The 25,487-nt window shown below is 63.2% G+C and carries 15 protein-coding genes; 2 read left to right on the forward strand and 13 right to left on the reverse strand.

All coding sequences use genetic code 11. From position 1 onward, the window contains the following. Positions 1-667 precede the first annotated feature (667 nt). Positions 668-1,381, forward strand: a complete 714-nt coding sequence (locus HOP51_RS01100; RefSeq protein ID WP_276574339.1) for a response regulator — start codon at positions 668-670, stop codon at positions 1,379-1,381. A 90-nt stretch (positions 1,382-1,471) separates the two neighbouring features. On the opposite strand, the gene HOP51_RS01105 is transcribed toward HOP51_RS01100, so the two are convergent. From HOP51_RS01105 to HOP51_RS01140, 8 genes are all read right to left on the reverse strand, one after another. Next, the gene (locus HOP51_RS01105; RefSeq protein ID WP_234272091.1) at positions 1,472-1,837 is read right to left on the reverse strand and encodes a hypothetical protein; all 366 of its coding nucleotides are present in this window, start codon (positions 1,835-1,837) and stop codon (positions 1,472-1,474) included. A 375-nt stretch (positions 1,838-2,212) separates the two neighbouring features. Next, on the reverse strand, positions 2,213-3,418 hold the full coding sequence (locus HOP51_RS01110) for an HlyD family efflux transporter periplasmic adaptor subunit (protein ID WP_234272092.1): 1,206 nt from the start codon (positions 3,416-3,418) through the stop codon (positions 2,213-2,215). After that, positions 3,411-5,690 (reverse strand): type I secretion system permease/ATPase, encoded by a 2,280-nt coding sequence (locus HOP51_RS01115; protein WP_234272094.1) that lies wholly within the window; start codon positions 5,688-5,690, stop codon positions 3,411-3,413. The genes HOP51_RS01110 and HOP51_RS01115 overlap by 8 nt, the downstream gene beginning before the upstream one ends. A gap of 99 nt (positions 5,691-5,789) precedes the next feature. After that, positions 5,790-7,034 carry a TolC family protein gene (locus tag HOP51_RS01120; RefSeq protein ID WP_234272095.1) on the reverse strand — a complete coding sequence of 415 codons (1,245 nt, stop codon included), beginning with the start codon at positions 7,032-7,034 and terminating at the stop codon, positions 5,790-5,792. A gap of 37 nt (positions 7,035-7,071) precedes the next feature. Then, entirely contained in the window at positions 7,072-7,470 is a 399-nt protein-coding gene (locus tag HOP51_RS01125; protein WP_234272096.1) for a BapA prefix-like domain-containing protein, read from the reverse strand. 600 nt (positions 7,471-8,070) lie between these two features. Next, positions 8,071-13,152 (reverse strand): BapA/Bap/LapF family large adhesin, encoded by a 5,082-nt coding sequence (locus HOP51_RS01130; RefSeq protein WP_234272097.1) that lies wholly within the window; start codon positions 13,150-13,152, stop codon positions 8,071-8,073. A gap of 945 nt (positions 13,153-14,097) precedes the next feature. Further along, complete coding sequence (locus HOP51_RS01135) at positions 14,098-15,177, reverse strand: HD domain-containing phosphohydrolase (RefSeq protein ID WP_234272098.1); 1,080 nt, start codon at positions 15,175-15,177, stop codon at positions 14,098-14,100. Further along, positions 15,174-17,096 (reverse strand): PAS domain-containing hybrid sensor histidine kinase/response regulator, encoded by a 1,923-nt coding sequence (locus HOP51_RS01140; RefSeq protein WP_234272100.1) that lies wholly within the window; start codon positions 17,094-17,096, stop codon positions 15,174-15,176. Before HOP51_RS01140 ends, HOP51_RS01135 begins: the two co-directional genes overlap by 4 nt. A gap of 133 nt (positions 17,097-17,229) precedes the next feature. Here HOP51_RS01140 and HOP51_RS01145 point away from each other — a divergent pair, with 133 nt between their 5' ends. After that, positions 17,230-18,672 carry an aldehyde dehydrogenase family protein gene (locus tag HOP51_RS01145; protein ID WP_234272101.1) on the forward strand — a complete coding sequence of 481 codons (1,443 nt, stop codon included), beginning with the start codon at positions 17,230-17,232 and terminating at the stop codon, positions 18,670-18,672. A 97-nt stretch (positions 18,673-18,769) separates the two neighbouring features. Here HOP51_RS01145 and HOP51_RS01150 read toward each other — a convergent pair whose 3' ends face one another. The 5 genes from HOP51_RS01150 to HOP51_RS01170 form a co-directional block, all read right to left on the reverse strand. Then, positions 18,770-20,377, reverse strand: a complete 1,608-nt coding sequence (locus HOP51_RS01150; RefSeq protein ID WP_234272249.1) for a methyl-accepting chemotaxis protein — start codon at positions 20,375-20,377, stop codon at positions 18,770-18,772. Beyond that, positions 20,280-20,750, reverse strand: coding sequence for a hypothetical protein (locus tag HOP51_RS01155; RefSeq protein ID WP_234272102.1), 471 nt, complete (start codon positions 20,748-20,750; stop codon positions 20,280-20,282). Before HOP51_RS01155 ends, HOP51_RS01150 begins: the two co-directional genes overlap by 98 nt. After that, positions 20,747-21,178, reverse strand: coding sequence for a hypothetical protein (locus tag HOP51_RS01160; protein WP_234272103.1), 432 nt, complete (start codon positions 21,176-21,178; stop codon positions 20,747-20,749). Before HOP51_RS01160 ends, HOP51_RS01155 begins: the two co-directional genes overlap by 4 nt. A 101-nt stretch (positions 21,179-21,279) precedes the next feature. Then, a complete protein-coding gene (locus tag HOP51_RS01165) occupies positions 21,280-23,046 on the reverse strand; it encodes a methyl-accepting chemotaxis protein (protein WP_234272104.1) in 1,767 nt (588 codons plus the stop codon). A gap of 27 nt (positions 23,047-23,073) precedes the next feature. After that, on the reverse strand, positions 23,074-25,110 hold the full coding sequence (locus HOP51_RS01170) for a methyl-accepting chemotaxis protein (protein ID WP_234272105.1): 2,037 nt from the start codon (positions 25,108-25,110) through the stop codon (positions 23,074-23,076). Positions 25,111-25,487 lie beyond the last annotated feature (377 nt).

Here is a 25,487-nt window from a genome sequence, read left to right on the forward strand (position 1 = left end):
TGTGACGCGCATCGTTGGTAGGCGCCTAGATGCAGATTTTATCATACCGCACAGCCCCGAGAGGTGGGTGACAATCAGTTTTGCTCTTGGGCACCTACGGGGTTGCTGCTGACGTGGCGGTCATTGAACTTGATAGCCCTGGCGCGGTTCGACGCTGAGCTATCCCGAGGCTGCCAACGGGCCCGGCGACGGCCGAGGCCGTATGCTCGAACGCACGCGATGACTGGACCCGCGCGATCGCTGAGCTCGAGCGAAGGATGCAGCGATGAAATGCTTACGGTCTGTCCATGGTGTGCCCGGGGTGCATCGTTTTCGTCGAGAGCTTCGGGGCTGATGCAAGGTCGGCAGCGGATTCATTTATTCACCTTCAGATACAAATTTCAACAAAAAGGTTGCGAAACAGTCTAAACTAACCTTTTCGCAATGCCGATAAGAGGAAAGCATCACTATTACATCATATTCAACCGATCATTAGTTAGCTGGCAAATAAATCGCGAGCTTACACTTGGCACGAGTAGAGCGGTCTCAACCTATGACATCTCGCTAAGCACACTGCTCGGTAGCCGAGTGGGGCCGCTTGGCGGTACAAGCCAAATCCACCTGAAAACGTCAAAAATCTATAAGAAGGCCATAAGGATCGTATGTGATGCACGCAGGAAGGTCCATCTTGGTCGTTGACGACGACCCGCAAACTCGAAAATTGCTACAGACCTACCTGAGCAACGTCGGCTTTCGGGTCCAGGCTGTCGCCAACGGCAAGGAGTTTCGTCGGACCCTGGAAAAGGCGGGAGCGGACCTGGCCATCCTGGACGTCACCCTGCCCGATGAAAGCGGTTTCAAGCTGTGCCAATGGATGCACGAGCATCCGGATTACCTCCATATCCCCATCATCATGCTGACAGCTCGCGTCGACGAGGGAAATCGCGTTCTCGGGCTGGAACTCGGTGCCGACGACTACCTGTGCAAGCCATTCAGCCTGCGCGAGCTGCTGGCCCGGATCAACGCCTTGCTACGCCGCACCAGCATTAGCCCGAAGTCGGCAATGGTTAGCGGCCAGGTACTGGCTTTTGCCGAATGGCAGCTGGACACCGTGAGCCGTCGTCTGACTCATCTGAGCGGAGAAGAGGTGATACTCACCGGTACCGACTTCACCTTGCTGAAGCTCTTCCTCGACCACCCACAACAGGCGCTTGGTCGAGACACCATCGGCAATGCCATTTATGGCCGCGACATGCTTCCGCACGAGCGCGGGATCGACACCGCTGTATATCGGTTACGTCAGCGCTTGTGCGACACCGCCAAGCCTCATCGGCTGATTCTCAACGTGAGAGGTAGAGGCTACCTTCTGGCGGCGGAAGTCACGATACGCAACCGGGCTTGAGCATCCTTCGTCAGGCTCCTTGTAGCGCGCTCTGCATTCGAGTGGCTCGGGGTGGGGGGATTCGACACGTCTTCAATCCGGCTGGTGGGCCTACTCCAACTCCGCTTCTTCCACCTCGATAGGCGCCACCACGATGCCGATCAGTCGCCATACCTCGTCGCGCACCTCGAAGGCGAAGTCGAAACGCACCGGCAGCGGCCGGGTGGGGAAGGTACCGGCGACCCGCAGCAGGCCATTCTCGTCGATGATCGGCATTTCGGCGATCTCCGGCTGCATCGCCGTGGTCGCCTGCAGATTGATTCCACGGCGACGAATGGCGGCGAAGCGCTCCGCCAGGTCGGCGGCGGTATTGCGCTCGCGGAAGCTCGGCGCGCCCAGGTCGCGCAGCACGGTGTAGTTGGCCACTAGAGATAAAAACTGGGAAATTCTAATCAACCTTAAATATTTAGGTGCCATCCCACCCTCCCTATGTGCTTTATTCAATTAGCGAAACCTCATTTACCCTTGTCGTCACTTCATGGCCAACGGAGTTACGGCATATGCAGTTGGCGATACAGGCTATTACAAGCTATAGATCACTGGGCCAGGGCGACACGTGATAGTAATCGGTTAGCCTTTACCTGTAGGGTTCCGGATGATCAAATGAGCCAAAGCCCATTGCAGCAACGAAAGAATGGCAGGCCAAGCGGCCTGAGCTACTTACCAAACGGGTAATAATAACCCGGAATCCGTCACGTAATAGTAAAACAAACAACATTTACTGAATTTAGCAATGACGCCGCTATTGTTTGTCTGAAAAGCTAAAGAGAAATAATCCGAACCCTTGCAGATTCAATACAGCCGTGCCTTGATGATCGGCTTGAGCAGGTAGCTCAGCAGGGTGCGCTTGCCGGTCTGGATATCCACCTGGGCGACCATGCCGGGGCGGATCGGCAGCACCTCGCCGTGACGCTCCAGGTGGGCCTGATCGGTGCGGATCAGCACTTCGTAAAATGCCTCCCGGCCACGCGGCGTCTCCTCCTCGATGGTGTCCTCGCTGATCTGTTCCACCACCCCCTCCAGGTCGCCGTAGATGGTGTAGTCGTAGGCGCTGATCTTGACGCTGGCAGGCATGCCGGGGGCGACGAAGGCGACGTCCTGGGGCCGCACGCGGGCCTCGATCAGCAGTTGGTCGTCGATGGGGGTGATCTCCATGATCGCCTCGCCGGGCTGGATCACCCCGCCCCGGGTGTTGACCATGATGTCGTTGACCCGACCGCGCACCGGCGAGTGGAGTTCGGTGCGCACGAGCTGGTCCCGGCGTTGCAGCAGGGTCTGTTCGAGGAAGTGCAGCTCCGCCTGCTTGTCGGACATTTCGGTGTAGGCATCCTGCACGTAGGTGTTGCGGATCTCCGCCAGGCGCCCGCTGAGGCTGGCGATGTCCTGCCCCAGACGCAGGGCTTCCATCTCGCTCACCGAGCGCGAGCGCACCAGCGGCTCCACTAGGGCGAGTTGCCGCCGCGCCAGCCCCACCTCTTCACCGATGGAGTGCTCCGCCTCGCGCAACCGTTCGCGGCGGGCGCGGAACAGTGACTCCTGCAGGCGGATCAGTTCCGTTTCGCCGTTGAGTTCCTCGGGGAACGCGATGTTTTCGGCTTCCAGCACCTCCGCTTCCAGCCGGGCGATGGCGGCGCGCAGTTCCTTGATCTGGGCGCTGGTCTCCAGGTAAGAGCTGCGGAAGCGGGTGTCATCCAGACGCACCAGCGGCTGGCCCGGCTCCACCTGCTCGCCGCGCCGCACCAGCAGTTCGGCGAGAATGCCGCCCTCCAGGCTCTGGATGGTCTGCATGCGGGTCAGCGGCACCACCCGTCCTTCGCCACGGGTCACTTCGTCCACTTCGGCCCAGGCTGCCCAGGCCACGAACGACAATAGTGCCAGCAGGCTGCACCAGAGAATCGGCCGCGCGGCACGGTGTTCGAGACCGCCACCGGGGTCGCCCAGTTCGCGCAGCACGTGTAACTCACGCCGGCCCGGCCGGTGCTGGGTCAGGCTACTCATGCGTCGGCCCTCCCCGCGACGGCTCCCCCGTCGCGGCAGCTGCCCGGCGCAGAGAGGGAGAGACCGCCTTCGCCGCTATTTTCGCCGCCGTGCCCGAAGCGCGTACCAGGTTGCCGTTGACCACCTTGTCCACCGGGCCATCCATCACCAGGCGTCCGTCGCGCAACACCAGCGCCCGTTCGGTGAGGGCGAGCAGCGCTTTCTTGTGGGTGGCAAGCACCAGGGTACGCCCGGCCATCCAGCCGCGCAGGTAGCTCAGTACGCGGCGCTCGCTGGTCTGGTCGAAGGCGGCGGTGGGTTCGTCCAGCAGCACGATGTGCGGATCCTGAAGCAGCAGCCGGGCCAGGCCGATGGCCTGGCGCTGGCCGCCGGAGACGCTGCCGCTGCCCTGGATCGGCAGATCCAGCCCCAGCGGGTGACGGCGCACGAAGGGCGCCAGTCCCACGGCGTCCAACGCTTCGAACAGCGCCGCGTCGTCGTGGGCGGCGCCATCCAGCAGCAGGTTGGCCCTCAACGAGCCGTAGAACAGCGCGCCGTCCTGGGGCAGGTAGCCGATGGCGCGGCGGCGGTCCGCCGGCTCTATCTGAGCCAGGCTGACATCGTCCAGCAGCAGTTGCCCCTGGCTCGGTTCGTTGAGCCCGGCCAACAGCCGCAGCAGGCTCGACTTGCCGGCGCCGATGCCGCCGAGCAGGGCGATGCGTTCGCCGGCCTGGATTTCGAGCGCCTTGAGGTTCAGCGCCGGCGGCCCCTCCTGGCCGCTCTGGAGCTGGCCCTGGAGATAGCTCAGGCGCACCTCCTCGAGACGGTAATCGCCACGCAGCATCGGTTTACGGGTGAAAGTGCGCCCTGCCGGACGCTCCACCGGTGCCTTCATCAGTTCGTCGAGTCCTTCCAGGGCCACCTTGACGTGCTGCCAGCGTGCCAGCAGGCCGGCGACCTGGGTCATCGGCGCCACGCTGCGCGAGGCTAGGATGGTGCAGGCGATCAGCGCGCCAACGGTCAGCTCCCCGGCGCTGATGAGGTAGACGCCGACGATCACCACGCCCACGTAGCAGAGCTGCTGGACCGCCGTGGCGCCATGGCCGAGCAGCGCCGAGAGGCTGCGGCTCTTGCTGCCGGTATCGGCGATCTCCTGGGAGAGTTGCTCATAGAGGCGCAGGCTGCGGCCCTCGGCGCGGGTCGCCTTGAGCGTTTCCAGGTGTTCGATGGACTCCAGCAACACGCCGTGACGCACCGCGCCCTCGCGCAGCGTCTCGCGGGAGAGTCGCGCCAGCCGGCCCTGGGCCAGCAACCCGGGCAGCACCATCAGGATCACCGCCACCAGCGGTACCCAGGCCACCGGCCCGCCGATCCAGGCAATCACGCCGAGGAACAGCAGTACGAAGGGCAGGTCGCTGATGGCGCCGATGGTGGAGGCGGTGAGGAACTCGCGTACCGACTCGAATTCGCGTAGTTGGGAGCTGAAGGCGCCGGTGGAGCCGGGCTTGGCGGCGAGGCGCAGTTGCATCACCTGTTCGAAGAGTCGTGCCGAGAGATGCAGGTCGAGCCCCTTGCCGGTGATGTCGAGCAGGTGCGCGCGCAGGGTGCGCAGCACGAACTCCAGCACTACCGCCAGGGCCACGCCGCTGGCGAGAATCCAGAGGGTATCCAGCGCCGCGGTGGGCACCACCCTATCGTAGACCTGCATGGCGAAGATCGCCGTGGAGACCGCCAGCATGTTGGCCACTAGCGCGGCGACGCCCACTTCGGCATAGTTTTTCCAGCACCGCTTGAGTGGTCCCTTGAGCCAGTGCTCGCCGCGCGCCTGGGCGAAGTCGCCGGCACGGCCATCGCCACGCCAGGCCGGCCGTGCCACCACTGCCATGCCGCCGTAGGTGGCGGCGAGCGCCTCGAGCCCCAGGGTCTCGGCACCACCACCGGTTTCCGGCAGCAGCACCTCGCCCTCATCATCGTCGAGCGCTACCAGCAGCCGGGTGGCGCCATCGGCCATGATCAGCAGCGCCGGCAACAGCCCGGCCAGGCGCTCCAGTGGCGCTTGCAACACGCGCCCTTCGATCTCGACCCGGCGCAGCGCCCGGGGCGCCAGTTCCAGCGGCAAACGGCCCCGCACCAGGGCCAGGCCGTCGCCCAGCTCCGCCTCGCTGGTGTCGCGGCCCAGCCGGTGGCAAAGCAGTGCCAGGCCGCTACGCAGCGGGTCGTCGCCGTGGCCCGCTGCGCGGGCGGGGTCGTCGGCGCAGGGCCCGGCTTGGGCTTGGGCCTGGGATGTCGCCATGGGGAGTCCTCCGTGATGTCCTTATCGTCGTTCGCCTGGTTGTAGCTACAGAGAGGAAGGGTTACAAAGGTCAAGCGCAGTCGTTTGCAATCCCCTCCATTACTTCTCCAGCAGCACGGCGAGTTGTCCAAGCTGGGCCGCCGCGCGGTAGGGGATGCGCAGCCGCTCCGTTTGCAGGTCGGTGTGCTGTCGTTTGGCCTCGAAGCGGTCGCGGGCCACCGTCAGCAGGTCGGCGATATCGCGCAGCCCCACCTCGAACTGTTCCTGGTAGGCCACCGCCACCTCGTCGGCGCTGGCGAGCTGCGCTTCCACCGCTTGCAGCCGCCAGCCGATCATCTCGTCGAGTTCGAGAAGGCTCGCCAGTTGGCGGCGCAGGTCGCGGCGGGTGGCGTGGCGGCTCCACTGCGCCGCCTCGATGCGCTGCTGGGCGGCGGTGACCTGGCGCGCGCTGGAGAGCCCTTGCAGGGGTTCCATGCGCAGGCGCAGCGCCACCACCGCGTCCTCCTCCATGCGTCCGCCGATCTCCCGGCGTAGCAACGAGCCTTCCAGGTTGAGCTGCGGCAGGCGCGCGGCGCGGCGCTCGCGGGCTTCGGCGCGGGCCGCGTGCAGGGCTTCCCGGGCCTGGCCCAGCAACGGGGCCTCTTCCAGCGCCGCTTCCAGCCGCTCGGGCCGGCGCAGCGCCTCCAACCAGGGCGGCGGCGAGGGCCAGTCCAGAGCCTCGGGGGAGCGCTCCACCAGTTCACGAAATTGCAGCGCGGCGTCGCGCAGGTCGCCCCTGGCCAGGGAGCGCTGCTCGCCGGCCCGGGCCAGTTCCAGTTCGACGCGCTCCACTTCGCCGCGCCCGACGAAGCCGCCCTGGCTGCGCCGTCGGCTCACCCCGGCCAGTGCTTCCAGGCGCTCGATGTGCGCGTCCACCACCACCAGCCGCTGCGTGGCGTGGAGCACGTCGAGGTAGGTTTCGACGATATCCAGCGCCGCCTCGTCACTGGTCGCCTTGAGCGCCTCCAGGCGCTGGCGTTGCGCGGCTTCGGCGTTCTCCACCCGCGAACGCACCCGGCCCCAGTCGTAGAGCATCTGCGCGGCGGTGATATCGTAGCCGACATCGCCCCAGAGCGAGTTTTCCGGCCCGGCGGAGGCTTGCAGGTTGGGCCAGTAGCCATCCCGGGCAATGCCGACCTGAGTGGCGGCCTCCATGGCTTCGGCTTCGGCGGCGCTCACCGCCGGATGGATCGCCAGCCCCTGATGCACCGCTTCGGCCAGGGTCAGCGCCCAGGCGCCGGGGGCGCTCAAGACACCCAGGGTCAGCAGCCCCGCCGCCCATTGTGTGTATCGCCGTTTGTTCAATGCTGCTCCTCGATCGGATTCTCCTTGGCAGGAGGACTCACGCCGCCTCCATGCCGCCATCCTGCCGCTCCTCCTCGAACGGCGCGGGGAGGTAGGCCGTCTCCGCCAGCGCGGCGGCCCGTTCGTCATCCGCCGCGTCGTCTGGCCCCGCGGGGGAGAGATCGAGCCACAAGACACCATTGTTTTCGTCCACCAGATAGAGTTCGCTGTGGCCCTCGCCCTCATCGATATAAAAATCCACGATCCTGAGCGTGCGGCCGTCCGCCAGGGTCACGACCAGATCGCCACCCTCCCGTATCAAGGAAGTCACCTCGTCGGGATGCAAATTCAATAGAAAATTGCTGGGTCGCTCGACAATGATATCGCCCACAACTTCCCAGGCAGCGCCGACGGTTACGTCCTCATTCAATAGGCTGATCTTGACGGTGATGCTCATGGCAAGCCTCCCTGTCCTCCATGTTTGTCTTTATCCGCCCATGCGACGTTGACGATGTAATACCCTCGGTTTTGCGAGTTGCTCCCATGCGTTGGCATTATTTCATCGCAGACAGGCCGTACATTGCGCAGCAAATTTCCCCTCGCGCCATGCCTGGCCCGACAACGAGAAACTTAAATTTATATCCAATGAAATGAAAATCGGTCCGAGTTCCCCCTAGCACTCATAACCCGAAATGAACGCTCCATGCACACCGCATAAAGCCACCTCATTCTTATCCGAAAATATGCGGGCCCCCATAGCATGCCGGTTACATCCATCGAATATTCGGATCACAGGAATTAACAAACATGATAATCTATAGAAGAAAAGCGAAACCCTTTCAAAGCGTTTTTCGGATGCCAAATTGCGACTTTAAAGTTTATCTTCTCATCGTTATCTCATCGGTTGTGCCGCAGCGACCTCTTCTATTAAAAACCGTGAACAAGATTTCTAAATTTCAGTACATCGCAGTCGTACACACGAATTTATGACTCCGGCCCGCTGGCGCTGGCCACGTACCGCCACCCCTTGCCGGGGTGGCGGTCGGCCCGTGGCGAATCAGGATACCTCCAGGTTGGCGCTCTCCCGTACTTGTAGTGTCAGGTCCTCGAAGGTGTGGTAATAGGCCAATCCATCGAAGGACGACGGCCCACCCCCCGCCTCGCTCACCACCTCGGCATTCAAGGCATCCTCCATCGCCTCTCCCTGGATCGTCAGGCTATCGTCGGAGTCACTGAGCTCGATGGTCTCGATGTCGCCCAGAGCGAACACGTCACCCTGCTCATCCTCGCTCGCCAACGCCATCTCGACATCGCCCGACAAAGCCAGTAGCCCCACCTCGCCGCCATCCGGTTCGAGCAGCAGAGCTGCACTTTCGACATCCTCCACCCCGGCACCGGAAGGACGCACGAAGAGCGTCAGTTGCGCCTCTTCGACAGTGCCATCAGGGTACGCCAGCCGATACGTGAAGCTCTCGCTCAGCGGCTCGGTGAAGTGTCCCAGATCGCTGTTCGGCACGTAGACATAGCTACCATCCGCGCTCACGGTGAGTTCACCGTACTGCCCCGAGAGAGTCGCCCCGCCGGCCGTATCCAGGAACTCGTCGCCATCGAGGGATACCGAAAGCGTGAAGTCGTCCCCACGCAGGACATCGTTCTCCAGCAGGTTCCCGACCGCTTCGCTGGTGCCGGCAAGCTCGAACTGATCCAGCAAGGTCACGGTGGAACGGAAGCCGGCACTGACACTGCCCAGAGCGCTGGCCAAGCCGGTATCGACCTCCATTCTGATTCGGTAGTCGCCTTCGGCAAGGTCGGTCAGCACGAATTCGCCATCCCCGCCGATACCCAGCAGACCGATCAAGCGTTCGCTACTCAACGTTTGATAGTTCTGCCAGCTACCGTTTTCGTCCCGGACCTCGACGAAAAGAGTCATACCACCGCCGAGGCTCAGCAGGTCGCCGCCGTTGACCGTCAGGACCACATCCTGGGTGGTGCCCGCCTCGACCTGCAGAATCTCGCTTACCAGATTATTGCCTGGAGCAGGAACCACAACGCCGCCTATTCCCAGCAGCCAGCCGTAATTCACGGCCTCCTCCACCTCGCTGCCCGTCAGCGTGGCATGCTCGAACTGCACGTCGGCGAAGGCGATATCTCCCGCCGCGCCCTGGCCGTCGATATGGATGATCAACTCGGCCGTGGCAGTACCGATACCATCGGAGACGGTATAGGTGAAGCGCTCCTCCTGGCCCAACCCAGCACGCGCGCCGGTGGCGCTGTAGGTGTAACCGCCATCCTCGTGGATCGTCAGCACACCGTAGAGGCCAACAAGCGTCACCCCCGCGGCACCGCTGCCCAGCACCGTCACGCTCTCTCCTTCGCTGTTGGCGACTTCGGTCACGACGCTGCCCCGGGGCAGCTCATCCTCGACGTTGCCTTCGCCTTCACCGGTGATGACATTGCCACTGACCGCCGTGTCCCCCTCGAAGCGATATTCGGTCAAGGTGGCCTCGACGGTGGTGGACTGCAGCAAAGTCAGCGTATTGCTGACCAACGCCACCGCCACCGCATCGATCACGTCGTCCAGCAGGCCGGTGAGACCCAGCGCGCCCAGGGTATCGGTGAGTACATCCACCAAGCCGCCCACACCCGTGCCGTTCAGGGTGTTGAGGGCCAGCTCCAGGACACCGCGCACGGGACCGCCCAAGCCACCCAACGCATCGCTGACCGCATCGAGTATCAGTTCCTGATTGTCCGGCCCCAGGATGACGCCGCTTTCTCCCAGCTCATCCAGCGACATGCCGGTCAGGAGGTCGGCTATGGCGCTCTGGTCGTTGCGCACCACCACGGTATAGTCACCCGGCGCCAGGCCAGGGACCGTGACGGCCAGCGTATCGTCGCCGATCAACCCAAGCAGCCCGATACCCGCCACATCGCCAATCAGAGGGCTATCCGGCGTGGTGGCGGCGAACACCCGGTTGCCCGAGGCATCAAGGATCTCGATGAGGTAGCCATCCGCCACCGCCGCCAGGGCCGTCTGGTTGACCTGAAGCATGACCTCGCCGGTATAGCCTTCCGCAACGCTCAGCGGCATGCCGACGATCCCGCCCGATCCACCCTCGAGCAACCCCAGTACCTGAACGTTCCCCTCGACCTCGGGCGAATGGACCACCGCCGCCTGGGTCCCCATATCCAAGGTGACGGTGTCATCGGCGGGATTGAGTTCCGGCAGGGGCGTTCCCTGGATCTCGATGGACAGCGTGGCTTCAGCCGTATTGCTGCCATCGGACACGGTATAGGTGAACACCTCCACTTCACCCACGGATGCGCGATCTCCGTATGCCGCATAGTGATAGCTGCCATCGGCGAATAGCGTCAGCACACCATGAAGCCCGGCCAGTTCCACACTCCCCTCGGCGGGCACATCAACGCTTTCGCCCGCGCTGTTGGTCACTTGCGCGACCACGCTACCGGGAACGAGCTGGTCCTCTCCAGCGCCATCCGCATCCCCGGTAATGACGTTGCCCTCCACGGGCTGGTTCGTATCGAAGCTGTACTCGGTCAAGCGAGTGGTGATATCGGTGAATTGGAGCAATGTCAGCGTATTGCTGAGCAGGGCTTCCGCTACGGCATCGAGTACCTCATCCACTGCAGCGGACATGCCCAGCGCATCCAAGCCACTGGTCAGGATACCCACCAGTTCCCCGGCTCCCAATGTCGTGGTGGTATCGAGCACCGGTTCCAGAATCCCCGTGACGATCGGCCCCAAAACGGGGCCCAGCGCCCCCTCGATGGCACCCAGTACCAAGTCCTGGTTGTCGGGTCCGAGCACCACCCCGGCCTCGCCCAGTTCCTCCAGAGTGAGCCCATCCACGAGCTGCTCCAGCGCGCTCTCGCCATTACGCACCACCACACTGTACTCACCGGCGGGCAGCCCCGTGACAGTGGCGGTAAGCGTGTCGTCGCCCAGCAGGCCAAGCACCTCCAATCCCGCCACGTCGCCGACCAGCGAATTTTCCGTTGCCGCCGCATAGACGAGACGGCCTTCCGCATCATAGATTTCCAGGATGAAGGCATCGGCCACCGCCACGAGAGCGGTCTGCTGGATCTCGATGACAACGTCGCCGGCATGGTCTTCACTCACGTTCAGCGCCATACCGGTGATATCGCCCTCTCCCCCCTCGAGCAATCCCAATACCTGAACGTTCTCCTCGGTTTGAGGCGGATGAACGACCACCGTAGGCTCGCCCATGTCCAGCACGGCATTATCATCCGCGGCGCTCAAGTCGACGATCGCTACCTCACCCAACGTGCCCTCGGCGCTGGTAGTGCCCGCCTCATCGGTTTGGCGAACCCGAACCTGTCCGTCGGCGTACTCCCCGGCCTCCAGCACAAAGCCATTGCCCTCTCCGACGATCCAGTTTTCACCGCCGTCGAGGGAATACTCCCAGGTTGCTCCCGCCACCAGTCCGCCAACCTCGACAGAGCCATCGCTGGTGATGCCATCGCCCTCGATGCCGGTATCATTGGCCAGGGTCAAAGTGGGTGGTAACGGCCCGTCCTCCACCCCTATACCGTCCGGGACCGTGCCGGTCACGCTCTCGCTGACGTCGGTGCCGGGACGTGCCGCTTCCACCACGATTTCCTCACCCTCGCTGACCGGCGAATCCAGCTCGATGGTGAACTGGCCGTCGGCGTCGGCGATACCCGTGCCCAGCACCTCGCCGTCGCGGCTGACCGTGACCTCGCTACCCGGTTCGGCGCTGCCGCTGATCTCGCTGCCGTCCTCGGCGTAGTCGTCGATGGTGGGTGGTGTCATCGGTCCGATGCCGGCCGGCACGGTGTCGCTCGCACTCTCGCTGACGCCGGTGTCGGGACGCACCGCTTCCACCACGATTTCCTCACCCTCACTGACCGGCGGGTCCAGCTCGATGGTGAACTGGCCGTCGGCGTCGGCGATACCCGTGCCCAGCACCTCGCCGTCGCGGCTGACCGTGACCTCGCTACCCGGCTCGGCGCTGCCGCTGATCTCGCTGCCGTCCTCGGCGTAGTCGTCGATGGTGGGTGGTGTCATCGGCGCAGGAGACAGAGCATCGCCAGAATATTCGACGACCGTTGGCGGGGAGACATTGCCGTGGGAATCAACGGCAACGACATCGTATTCCACATCGGGCTCGAGGGCGGGCTCGATGAGGAGTCTCCAGCTTCCATCCTCCTCCACAGACACCTCCCCCAGCACACTGCCATCGCGGGCTCGTACTTCCACGACAGTCCCAGGCTCGGCGGTACCCGAAAGTTCGGTACCCACCAGGAGCGTAGCCGAATCGTCAAGGACGTTCTCCAGGCTATTCACCGTCGGTGTCTCGGGGGGCGTGGTATCCCCAACCACGGTGACGGGGTCGGATACATTACCGTCTTCATCGACAGCAACGATGGTGTACTCCTCTCCATCGGACAACGCGGGCTCGACTACCAGACTCCAGTTGCCTTCCGCATCCGTGTCGACCGAATCCACCAGTGCGCCCTCGGCATCGCGCACTTCCACACTGACGCCAGGCTCGGCGGTGCCGGATATCTCGGTGCCGATGGGGTCACCATTGTCATCGAACAGGTTGGTGGCGCTACCAATCTCCGGCTTGTCAACCACTGCATTATCGCTCTCCCCGGGTTCCCGGGGGCCGGGAGAGGAATCCCCGGAGCTACTGGAACCGGCGGCGATGGCCACGCCAGCAATCGCGCCACCCAGCAACAACGCGCCCGGCAGGAAGCCTGCCTCTTCTTGCGCGGCGGTCAGCATTTCGAACCCGGCCAACTCGCCCTGGGGCACGTATTGGGCCATCACCAGGCCATCCGGCCCCGCGGGGGAGAGATCGAGCCACAAGACACCGTCGTTTTCGTCTACCAGATAGAGTTCGCTGTGGCCCTCGCCCTCATCGATATAAAAATCCACGATCCTGAGCGTGCGGCCGTCCGCCAGGGTCACGACCAGATCGTCACCCTCCCGTATCAAGGAAGTCACCTCATCGGGATGCAAATTCAATAGAATATTGCTGGGCCGCTCGACAATGAGATCGCCCATAACTTCCCAGGCAGCGTCGGCGGTTACGTCCTCATTCAATAGGCTGATCTTGACGGTGATGCTCATGGTAAGCCTCCTTGTTCACATTGCGCAGCAAGTTTCCCTCGCGCCATGCCTGGCCCGACAACGAGAAACTTCAATTTATATCCAATGAGATGAAAATCGGTCTGAGTTCCCCCCTGGCACTCATAACCCGGAATGAACGCTCCATGCACACCGCATGAACCACCTCATGCTTATCCGCAAATATGCGGGCTCCCACAGCATGGCCGGTTACATCCATAGAATGTCCGGAGCCCTACGCTAGGTGTCATTCCGCCCACCCTGTGCGCTTATTTTCATAGCGCAACCTCGTTTATCCTTGTCGTCACTGTATAGCCAATGGAGTTACATCATATGTAGTTGGCGATACAAGCTATTACAAGCTATAGATCACTGGACCAAGGCGAGCAAGTATTAGTAATCGATTACCCTTTACGAGTGCTCAGTCGGTCGGCTTCTAGTACTGAGGTATGGAATTCGTGGTGTTGGCGCGATGGTCGCTGTGCAGCTACGCCGCCTTGCGTCTCAGGCCGTACTCCGGCGCCTTGGTAGCGGCCGCTCCGTTCGGCACATCCTCCTTAAGGCCTTGTCGCCGTGCCAGTTGTCAGCCTAGAGGAGCTTGCCTTGATTGCGGCAGCGCACACGACTGTGGCGTCCGGATACCGTTGAGCTGGCGACCCCGTGTCGCTTTACATGAACGATACCGGCGATGCCGCCCTTTAACCCAGTAGAAATTTTAAGTGACAAAAACAAACAAAAATTTACTTAATTAAAAAGTGATGCCGCCATTGACTGTCTGCAAAGCTAAAGAGAAAGAATCTGAGCAAGATGCGATACAGACGCGCTAAGCGATCGGCTTGAATAGGCACTCAGCAGTGTCTGTTTGCCCGTTTGGACATTCGTGCCAAGCCTCATCGGCTGATTCTCAACGTGAGAGGTAAGGGCTACCTTCTGGCGGCGGAAGTCACGTTACGCAACCGGGCTTGAGCATCCTTCGTCAGGTTCCTTGTAGCGCGCCCTGATACGCTGGATATCCTCCAGGCTGGCCAGAAACACCTCGATGACCTTGGGATCGAAGTGCCGGCCGGATTGCTCCCGCATGAAGGCGACGGCCTGGTCAACGCTCCAGGCCGGCTTGTAGGGACGTGCCGAGGTCAAGGCATCGAACACGTCGGCCACCGCGGCGATCCGCGCTGACTGTGGGATGTCGTTGCCGGCCCGCCCCTGAGGATAGCCGCTGCCGTCCCATTTCTCATGGTGGTTCAGTGCGATTTCCCGTGCCAGGTTGAGCAGGGGAAAATCGTCGTCCCCTAGCAGTTCGGCGCCGATCTCGACATGACGCTGCATGATCCGCCGCTCTTCGTCGTCGAGCTTTCCCGGCTTGAGCAGGATGGCGTCGGGAATGCCGATCTTGCCGATATCGTGCATCGGACTGGCATGCAGCATCAGTTCGACGTCGGCCGGCGCCCAGCCCAGCCGCTCGGCGAGCAGCGCGGCGATGTGGCTCATGCGGATGACGTGTTGGCCGGTCTCGTTGTCCCGGTATTCGGCGGCACGCCCCAAACGCTGGATGATCTGCAGACGGGTGGCGACGATTTCTTCCGTACGCAATCGAACCATTTCCTCGAGCACGATGTTCTGTTCGTAGGTCATGCGGTGCGCGCGCCGGGCATCGAGCAGATTGCGCACGCGCATCAGCAGCTCGGTGCGATCGAACGGTTTGCTCAGGTAATCACGTGCTCCCATACTGAGCGCCTTGAGCAAAAAGCCATGGCCGTGTTCAGCGGTCAGGATGAGAATCGGCGGTAACAGCGGATCATCGAGCGCGCGCAATTGTTCCATGACCTGGAAGCCATCGAGGTGTGGCATGTTGATATCCAGCAGGATCAGATCCGGACGCAGTCGCTCATAGGCGGATAGCACCTCTCTTGGGTCTTCTATGCAGGTGCGCCGATCATAGCCCTGGCTCCCCAGCAGTTTGTCCAGCAGCTTGAGATTGGCCGGTTCGTCATCGACGATCAGGATGTGCGAATCGCTATGCGGGTTCATGGATGCTCTCCTTTGAGACGGTGACGGTCGATACTTTCCAGAAAACGGCCGATGTCGATCGGCTTGGTCAGATAGTCGGTGAATCCGGCCGCGATACCGCGCTCGATGTCTTGAGGCATGGCATTGCCCGACACTGCAATGACCGGCACATGCCGCAGTTGGAGATCGGCTTTGAGGGTCCTCAAAACCTCATAACCGTTCATCCTGGGCATATTGATATCAAGCAGGATCAGGCAGGGTTTGCGAGACTGCGCCAGCTCGATGCCCAATTCAGGCGTATGTGCCGTTACCAGGAGGATATTGCGCAGCTTGCCAAGCATCTGCGTCACCAGCTTCAGGTTGATAGGATTGTCGTCAATGTACAGCACGTGTTCCTGCCCATCGTCTTCGCGTTTGATTTTCCGCGGTAGTTTCGAGAGCTGGAGCTTGGCCGTTTCCGGGTCGGCTTGCGGCAGATCGATCCAGAACCGGCTACCCTGGCCGAGCGTGCTGTCGACACCGATTGTGCCCTCCATGGCCTCGACCAGACGACGAGAGATCACCAGTCCGATACCGGTGCCTTCGGTCTTGCTGTATTCGGCATCGAGTCGGTTGAAGGGCTGGAATAGCTGGGCCAGGTCCTCGGGGGCGATGCCGTTGCCCGTATCCGCGACAACGATGCGGAAATATCCCTCGTTCCCCTCCACGGTCAGCCGGACTTCGCCCTGCGACCGGTTGTACTTGATGGCGTTGGACAGCAGGTTGATCAACACCTGCTTGAGCCGCACCCTATCGGCCCACACCGCTGCCTTGGAGGCGGCAGGCATGTGCAGCGAGATTTGCCGCTCGGATACCAGCGGCCGGAGGAGTTGCTCGCATTCGTCGAATACCGATGCCAGAAGAACGGCCTCGATGGATAGGGTCATGTGGCCGGATTCGATCTTGGCCAGGTCGAGCAGCTCGTTGATGAGCCCCAGCAGGTGGCTCGCCGCCTTGAGGATCTCCCGCACGCTGTCTTGCTGATCTCCGTCCAGCGACTCGTCGAATTCGAGGAGTTGAGCAAAGCCGAAGATGGCATTCAGCGGCGTGCGCAGCTCATGGCTCATGCTCGAAAGAAACTCGGTCTTCGCCTGATTGGCCCGCTCGGCCTCTTGCTTCAAGGCTTGCACGGCCTGTTCGTTTTCTTTCTGGCGCGAGATGTCGAGCACAGTGGTCAAGCGTAGTTCGCGCTCACCGACCATCTGATTACGCCCCCGCACGATGGCCGGAAACGTCGTGCCGTCGTGACGCAGCATGACGGATTCATACGGCTCGGCCCATTTCGACTCGATCAGTTGCAGCGCCATCGGCACCACGCTGGGTGCCGTGAAGGACATCACCGGCTGGCCGATGGCATCCTCGCGCCGGCAGCGGAACAATTCGAACCAGCGCTCGCTGGCATCGACGATGATGCCTTGGTCGCACACTACGATGCCTTCTTCGACATGGTCGATGAAGAACTTGTAGCGCTGTGTATTCTCCTGCAGCTCTTCCTGGGTCTGCTTGAGCAGGGTAATGTCGCTGCGAATGGAGACATAGCCCGCCGGCTGGCCGGCCTCGTCCGCCATCGGCATGATGGTCGCGCTGACCCAGTAGATCTCGCCGTTCTTTTTACGATTGCAGACTTCGCCGCGCCATGTGTCGCCGCCGCGGATGGTGCGCCACAGGTCGGCGTAGAATTCGCGGGAATGCCTGCCGGACTTGATCAGACCGTGGGTCGCGCCGAGCAGCTCTTCGCGGCGGTATCCGCTCAGCGTGCAGAACTTGTCGTTGACATAGGTGATCCGACCGGCAATGTCGGTCATGCTGATGATGGCGTGGTGGTCGGCCGCCGCGTGCAGTGCATCCCGTTGCCAGCGTTGTATGTCTCCCACCCTTTCCGGAGCCCCATGGCCTGACATCGTTTTGTCCTTCTCTATTGGGTCAATGTCTGCGGAGATAACGTATCCGTTACCCTGCGCGACCATTAAAATGTGATACACATAGTCAAAGCATTCTGGAAGAAACTTTCCTTTGGAAATAGAGAGCGTATCGATGAAACCCCATCGAATTCTTCCGGAGGAGCGCTTCTCGACCCTGCTCCTCGGCGATGTGCGGGTCCGCGCGGCGCGGCCCCAACCCGTCATCAACCCTGCCTACGGCACCGCCTTCGCCAGCGTGCCACAAGCCGACCCGGAACACCTGGAGCGCGCGGTCGGCGTGGCCCAGGATGCCTTCCGCCGTTGGCGTGCCTTGTCCTGGGAAGAACGTCAGGCCCATCTCGAGGCCCTGGCCGATCGCATGGCACAAGCGCGGGATGAGCTGGCCGACCTGTTGACGCTGGAGCAGGGCAAGCCGCGTCATTCGGCGGCGATCGGCGAGGTCGACTACGCCATTGGCTGGCTCAGGGGCATTGCCGGACAACGTCTGAACGGCAGAGTTCTCGAAGAGTCGCTCCATCATCATGTCGAGCAGTCCTACGCCCCGCTTGGCGTTGTCGGCTTGATCGTGCCCTGGAATTTCCCGTTGTGCCTGGCCATCTGGAAACTGGCCCCCGCCCTGATGACAGGCAATACCGCCATTCTCAAACCGTCTCCTTACACGCCGTTGACTGCTCTGCGGTTGGCGGAACTGGCCGAGGATATCCTGCCGCCCGGTGTGCTCACCGTATTGACCGGAGACGATGCACTGGGCCAGTGGATGGTGGATCATCCCGGCATCGCCAAGATCAGTTTCACCGGCTCGGCCGCCACCGGACGCAAGGTCATGACCGGCGCAGCTACCCATCTCAAGCGGGTCACGCTGGAACTGGGTGGCAACGACCCGGCCATCGTACTGCCTGACGCCGATCTCGATGCCTGCGTTCCCCAACTGTTCTGGGGCGCCTTCGGCAATTCGGGGCAGTGGTGCGTGGGCATCAAGCGGCTCTACGTGCATGACGATATCTATTCGCAACTGCTCGACGCCCTGGTGGCCTACGCGCGCAGCGTGCCCATGGGCGACGGCATGGATCCCGTCAACCAGCTCGGGCCACTGCAGAACGCCCGGCAGTACGCCAAGGTGCGGGATATCCTCGACGACTGCGCCCGGCAGGGCCTGCGCTTCGCGCTTGGCGGCGAGCGTGCAGCGCCGGATCAGGCGGGCTATTTCGTGCCCGTCACGCTGGTCGACGACCCGCCGGATGACAGCCGCGTGGTTGTGGAGGAAGCCTTCGGCCCCGTTCTCCCCGTGCTGCGCTACAGGGATTTCGACGACGTGGTGCGCCGTGCCAATGACACCGAGTACGGTCTCGGCGCCTCCATCTGGGGGCGCGATACGGCATTCGCCCAAACGTTGGCCGAACGGCTCGAGGCCGGCACTGTCTGGATCAACGAAGTCTATGTCCATGGCGTGGACTTTCCCTTCGGTGGGCACAAGCTGTCGGGGCTGGGTGTCGAGCATGGTGCCGAGGGACTGGCGGCTTATGCCAATCTCAAGATCCGCATGACGGCACGTTGAGGGCAACGGCACCCATTCACTCCCTGATTTTTCCCGCATGGTTGCCGCCATTGGCCAGGGGGGGGGGATTTTAGCCTCCCTGCCGCCAGCGACTGCCTCAAGCCGGAGTAGAATCGAACTGCGTCAGCAGCGCCGGACCGGCGTTGCGGGACGCCGGGACGCTGCCTACCTTGAAGCGGCGCACCAGGTCGGCCATCTCCCGCGCCTGTTCGTTCAGCGAACCGCTGGCGGCGGCCACCTGTTCCACCAGGGCGGAGTTCTGCTGGGTCACCTGATCGAGCTGCGACATGGCTTGGTTGATCTGCTCGACACCGGCGGACTGTTCCTGGGCCGAGGAGGCGATATCGCTGACGTAGCTGGCGATGCGCGTCACACCGCCGACGATGGCTTCCAGTTGCGCACTGGAGTCCTCCACCAGACGGCCCCCCTCGTCCACCTTGGCCACGCTCTCGCCGACCAGAGTGCGGATGGCGTTGGCCTCGTCGGCGCAGCGCGAAGCGAGCTTGCGCACTTCGGCAGCGACTACGGCAAAGCCGCGACCATGCTCCCCGGCTCGCGCCGCCTCCACCGAAGCGTTGAGCGCCAGCAGATTGGTCTGGAAGGCAATCTCGTCGATGGCGGTGACGATGCTGGTGACCTGCTCGTTGGACGTCTTGATGTCGGCCATCGCCCGGCTGGCCTGGCTGGAGACCTCGCCGGCCTCGCGCGCCTTACCTTCCAGGTCGCGCGCCAATTCTCGCGCCTGCTCGGCGTTTTCCGCGCTGTGGCGCACGGTGGCGGTGATCTGCTCCAGAGCGGAGGCGGTTTCCACTAGTGAGGTGGACTGCTCCTCGGTGCGCTGGGCGAGATCCTGGTTGCCCTGGGAGATCTCATTGCTCGCCACGTCGATGCTCTCGGCATTGGTCTTCACCGCGACGATGACCTTCTCGGTATTCTCGAGGGCGGTATTGAAGGCGCCGTTCAAGCGCGCCATCTCGTCGCTGCCGAGCACCTCGACGCGCTTGGTCAGATCGTTCTCGTTGGTGGTGATGACCGTCAAGGTGCGGTCGAGCGGGCGCACGATGCTACGGGTGATGACCCAGGCCAACAGCACGGCGACGCCGATCACCAGGAGAGAGAAGATGAGCTCGGAGATCAGCGCCGCCCGCGCGGCGGCGTAGAGCCTGTCGCTCTCCGCGATCAGGTTGCCGATCACCATGGCCTCGATATCTTCGAGCAGGGCGGTGCGCTGATTGTGCGCCTCGCTGTACTCCGCCACGTCGGCGCCGAAATTGCCGGTGGCGTATCGCTCCAGGGCCAGATCGCGGAAGCGGTTGGTGGTCGCCACCACGGGCTGGGCGTAGTACTCGGCGTAGGCGGTGCGCACCGTGCGATGGGAGAAGGCCAGGAAATTCTCCTCGTAGGCCTCTTCGGCGCCGATGGTGGTACGCAGCATGCCATACATGCCGCCGATGAACTCATCCAGCGTGAAGGCGCTAGTGAGGATCGAGCGCTCCAGGCCGACCATGTCCTTGGCCCGCACCAGATTGAAGATGGCGGCGATCTGGCCGACGATTGCGCCTTCGTCGGTGAAGCGGGTCAGGCGCGGCATGATATCCGCCAGTTCCTCACCGATCGTATTGTATTCCCGCAGCGCCTCGTAGGCGCCGATGTCGTCCCGGTCGACACGGTTGCGCAGGGCGTCGATGTTGCCGAGCAGCGCCAGCGCCCGCCAGCGCCTCGTCGATCTCGCGCCGGGTGATGGCGTCCAGGGAGCCACGGTCGAGGCCGGCGATCTCGCGCTCGAACGCCTCCCGGGCGCGATCCACTCCGCTGCGCCGGTCGGCGAGCTGCGAACGATATGTTTCATCGTCGGTGTTGAGCCAGGTGGCGGTGACGCCACGCTCGCTCGTCAAACGCGCGAGCAGGTCCGTGGCTTCGCGCACGGTCACGCTGGCCTGCTGCACTTGCTCCATGTCCTGCATCAGCCGCCAGCGCTCATTAATATCGATAGCGGCGAATGCCACCACGGCCAGTATCGGTAGCGCGAGTACCAGCAGAAACTTCATGCCCATGGGCACACGGTGTAGCCAACTCATAGGACTCTCCCTAAACGGTCATTGATTGATTCAGCTCGATCGGCCTCCATATGGACCTGGCCATGTTTGGCACTCTTGGCACTAGAGCATCGCTCGGTAGGCACGAAGCCAGGGGTGGGCCCGGGAGCCGCCGCCCCGCCTTGCGGCAGGCGGAAGGTATTCACCGCGGCCATCAGTTCATCGGCGGAGGCGGAGAGCCGCCGCGCCATGGTGAAGTTCTCGTCGAGCTGCCGGGCCGAGGCACTCAGTGAGGTGTGGAGCTTCTGCACGCTCTGTTCGAGATATTCGATGCCGACCACCACGCTCTTGGCCGGCATCCACAAGAGCCGGTCCACGCGCCGGAAATGGCTGCTGCGCAGGGTGTCGTCGGGGTTTGGAGCATGGTTGTCGTTGGTCGATGCGCTGTGGTCAGGGGTACCGCTGTTCATGGTTGCACTTCTCTCTGAGGCCACTGCGTATCACCCCGCCCGACCCGGTGCATTCCCTGAACCGGGGCAGGCAGGCGCAAGGCCATTTCATGCGGCAGGTATTAGAAAGAATCCCACTCTCCGCTATCGTCGGTTTGCGCACCGCGCGCGTTGGCTTGCTGGCCCTTGGGCAACGGATCGCGCGTTGGGTGGTGTGATGAATCGCGCGTCGGAGCCGACGCGGCTGGCGTCCACATGGCGGCGTGCGGCAGTCTGGCCGGCGTTCCGAGCGACTCGCCGCGCATCGTGGCCCGTGGCGGGGCGAAGGCCCGGGCGCTGTGGCCCAGTGAGGCGACTTCGTGTCCCAGCTCGTGGGTGGAGGCTTGATAAGTCTGCATGGCGGAGGCATTGGCCTGGATGTCACGATCGATCTCGGCCACGGCCTGGTTGATTTGCTGCACGCCGTCGTTCTGCTCGCGTGCCGCTGCACTGATCTCGGCGATCAAATCATTCAACCGTTGGCTGGCCTCGCGGATGCGCTGCATGGCGTCGTCCGCCTGACCGGCCTGGACCTCGCTCTCACCGATGGCCTGGCGTGAGTGCTCGATCATCGACTGTACCCGATGGGCGGCGTCGGCGGATTGCTGGGCCAGCTTGCGAACTTCGCCCGCCACTACGGCGAAACCGCGCCCGTGCTCGCCGGCCCGGGCCGCCTCCACCGAGGCATTGAGCGCCAGGATGTTGGTCTGGAAGGCGATGCCGTCGATGGTGCCGACCATGCTCGACATGTCCTTGGCTTGCTCAGCCATGGCCTGCATGGCCGCGCTCAGTTGCTGCATCACTTCACTGGCCCGGGAGACCTCGTCGCTGTTGCTCTGGGCCGCCAGACTCGCCTGGGCGGCGTGTTCGGCGGTCTGCGCCACGGTGGAGGCGATCTGCTCGGTGGTGGCGGCGGTCTGCTGCGCCGCCGAGGCTTGGCGTTCGATTCGCTCCCCCATCTCCTGGTTGTTGCGCACCAGGCCGTCCACCGTGGGGGTGACGGCGCCGACGCGCTCCTCGAGTTCGTGGATCAGGAATTTCAGCGAGCGACCCATGAAGCCCAGGGCGGCCATGGCCCGGCCCAGCTCGTCGCGGCCCTCCTTGGGCAGCTGCGCCTCGAGGTTCCCGGCGGCCACCTGCAGGGCGTAATCGCGCGCCTCGGTCAGGCGCCGGACCAGGCGGCGCTTCAAGCGCCATGCCAGCACCGCCACCAGCAGGCCGCCCAGAATGCCCGCCAGCGGCATCGCCCAACTCAGCGTCGACGCCACACCCGCCTGACGCAGTGCCCAACTGGCCCAGCCGCCCACTAGCACCGGCACCGCCAGCCCCAGCGTGGCGATGGCGCCCAGAGGGAAGCCCAGGCTGTGGCGGTTGCGCCGCAGCAGCCGACGCCACAGGGCGCGCCGCACCACCTGGCCGCGACGCACGGCGTAGCGCCCGCCACCTTCGCGGATATCGGCGTAGACCTTCTCGGCGAAGCGCACCTCCTTCTCGCTCGGCTTGACCCGTATGGAGGCGTAGCCGGTGACACGCTCGCCCTCGCGCAGCGGCGTCACATTGGCCCGCACCCAGTAGTGGTCGCCGTTCTTGCGCCGGTTCTTGAGCACGCCGCTCCACGGCGTGCCGCTCTTCAACGTGGCCCACAGGTCGGCGAACACCGCTTCCGGGATGTCGGGGTGGCGCACCAGGTTGTGCGGCTCGCCGTACAGCTCCACATAATCGAAACCACTGATCTCGATGAAGCGGTGGTTGGCGTAGGTGATGTAGCTCTCGGTATCGGTCTTGGAGATGAGTACGTCATCATCCGACAATGGATGATTGACGTTGGTGACTGGCCCCGTGTCTCTCATTTACGCGACTCTCTCAAATGACACTCGTCAAAAGGAATCCCACTCTCCGGCCTCGTTGGCCGTATCGCGGGCAGGCGTGCGGCGTGCGGCCGCGGTAGGCATGGGCGCGGTGCCGTGAGTCGTCCGCGCCGCTGCCGCCGGCGTGTTGTCGCCCCGCGCGACGTCACGCCCTTGTTGTGTGCGGTCAGGGGATGATGCATGCGGGAGAGCCGGCCGGAGATCTGCCTCCCGGCGCGGCGCCAGGGTGTAGCCGGCCACCAGTTCGGTGAGCAGGTTGGCCTGCTCCTCCAGGCGGCCGGCGGCGCCGGTGGATTCCGCCACCAGCGCCACGTTCTGCTGGGTCATGCGGTCGAGTTCGGCTACGGCGATGTTGACTTGGTTGATGCCTTCACTCTGCTCGTTGGCGGCCAGGGTGATCTCGCTCAGCACTTCGGTGACGCGGGTGATGCTGGCGACGATCTCGTCCATGGTCGTGCCGGCGTCGTTCACTAGTTGCGTGCCGGCGTTCACACGCTTGCCAGAGTCCTCGATCAGCGTCTTGATCTGCTGGGCGGCATCGGCACTGCGACCAGCGAGGTTGCGCACTTCCTGGGCAACCACGGCGAAACCGCGCCCCTGCACACCGGCACGGGCTGCCTCGACGGAGGCGTTGAGCGCCAGCAGATTGGTCTGGAAGGCGATGCCGTCCACCACGTCGACGATCTCGCCGATCTTCTTCGAGGAGGCGGCGATCTCATCCATGGTCGCTACCACTTGGCCGACCACCTCGCCGCCCCGGTTGGCGACCTGGGTGGCGGCCTGGGAGAGCCGGTCCGCTTCCTGGGCGGAATCGGCCGTCTGCGCCACGGTGCTGGTGATCTGCTCCATGGCCGAGGAGGTCTGTTGCAGGCTGGCGGCGGTAGTATCGGTGCGCGCGGCGAGGTGCTCGCTGCCGTCGGCGATCTCGCTGGAGGTGACGCGCACCTGGCCGCTGCTGTCGCGCACCCTGCCCAGCACCTCCTCCATCTTGGCCACGCAGCGGTTGAAGGCGGAGGCGATGCGCGAGACTTCGTCGCGACCCCGCTCCGGCAGCCGCCGGGTGAGGTCGCCGTTGCCGCTGGCGATGCCCTCGGCGATACCGTCAATGGCGCCGCGCATGGCCAGCAGCGGGGCGAAGATGCGCTTGAGCAGCACACCGATGACCAGGGCGGTGATGCCCCCCACCAGGGCCAGGGTGATAAGCGAACTGACCAGGATGCCGCGCAGTTCGGCGGTGGCTTCGGCGTGGTCCAGTGCCACCACCAGCGTCCAGCCGGTACCGGCACCCACCTCGGCCGCTTCCAGCAGGCGTGTGCGCCCGTCGATCTCCAGCGCCTGGGGCGCCCCGGCCTCCAGCAGCCCGGCGATATAGGCGGCATCCAGTTCGGGGGCCAGCTCGGTGGTGGGCTCCAGGCTCAGGCTCTGGTCGGGGTGCGCCACCAGGGTGCCGTTGACCATGGACAGCAGGAAGGCGAAGCTGGCCGGCGTGGGGGCGATCTCGCCCACGCTCTCGGCCAGTTCGTCGATGACGATGTCGCCGCCCACCACCGCAACCAGCGTGCCGTCATCCTCATAGACGGGAGAGGCGATGGTAACCATCAACGCGCCGGTGCTGGCGCTGGCGTAGGGCCGGGTGACGACGGTAGCACCTTGCTCCACCGCGTTTTGGTACCAGGGCCGCTGGCGGGGATCATAGCCGTCCGGACGGGTCCAGCCCGGCGTGGTGATGACGAAACCGCCATCGGCCGGGTTGGCCACGTAGGTGGCGTAGAAGCCACCGGATTCCATCCACTGGCGCAGGAAAGGCAATGGCTCCTCGGCATCGCGCAGCGCCTCGGCAGCGGCCTCGGTCATCTGCATGCGCGCCTCCACCCATTGGCCGATGGTGCGGGCATTGCTCTGGGAGGTGAGGGCAAGCTGTTGCTCGATCTCCTCATCGCTGAAGGACTTGACGGTGAAGTAGCTAGCGAGACTGTTGATCACTAGCGACAGAGTCACCACCAACAGCGTGGCAGCGAGGATGCGGGTGCGGAGCGAAGAAGCCATGGTTGGATTTTCCTAGCGTTTATAATGTTTCTTTGTATTTCGTTATGCTTGCCTGTGTTCTCGATAGAAGAATGGCAGAGCTTTATGTGAACTTTATATGAACGAAAAAAACGTCCAGCCAAGTCACTTCCCTGTGAAATGGCTAGACTAAGCGAGTGCCACTTGTCCCAAGCGAGTCTGAGCCGAAGATAAGTCTTCTTATCTTGTGCCACCCGACCCGCAGTCATTCGCCCAAGCCGTTTATTTCCCTGGTTTCGCCTGGATGGAAGGCGACGGCGATACGCCGTATCCGTACAAGGCACCGACCCTGTTTGCCTATGACCTGTAAATTGATGGGGCCATTATTGGGGAAAAGGGCAAGGCATAAAACACCTTGT

Origin of the sequence: Billgrantia zhangzhouensis (assembly GCF_021404465.1) — a bacterium.
GTDB lineage: Bacteria > Pseudomonadota > Gammaproteobacteria > Pseudomonadales > Halomonadaceae > Halomonas > Halomonas zhangzhouensis.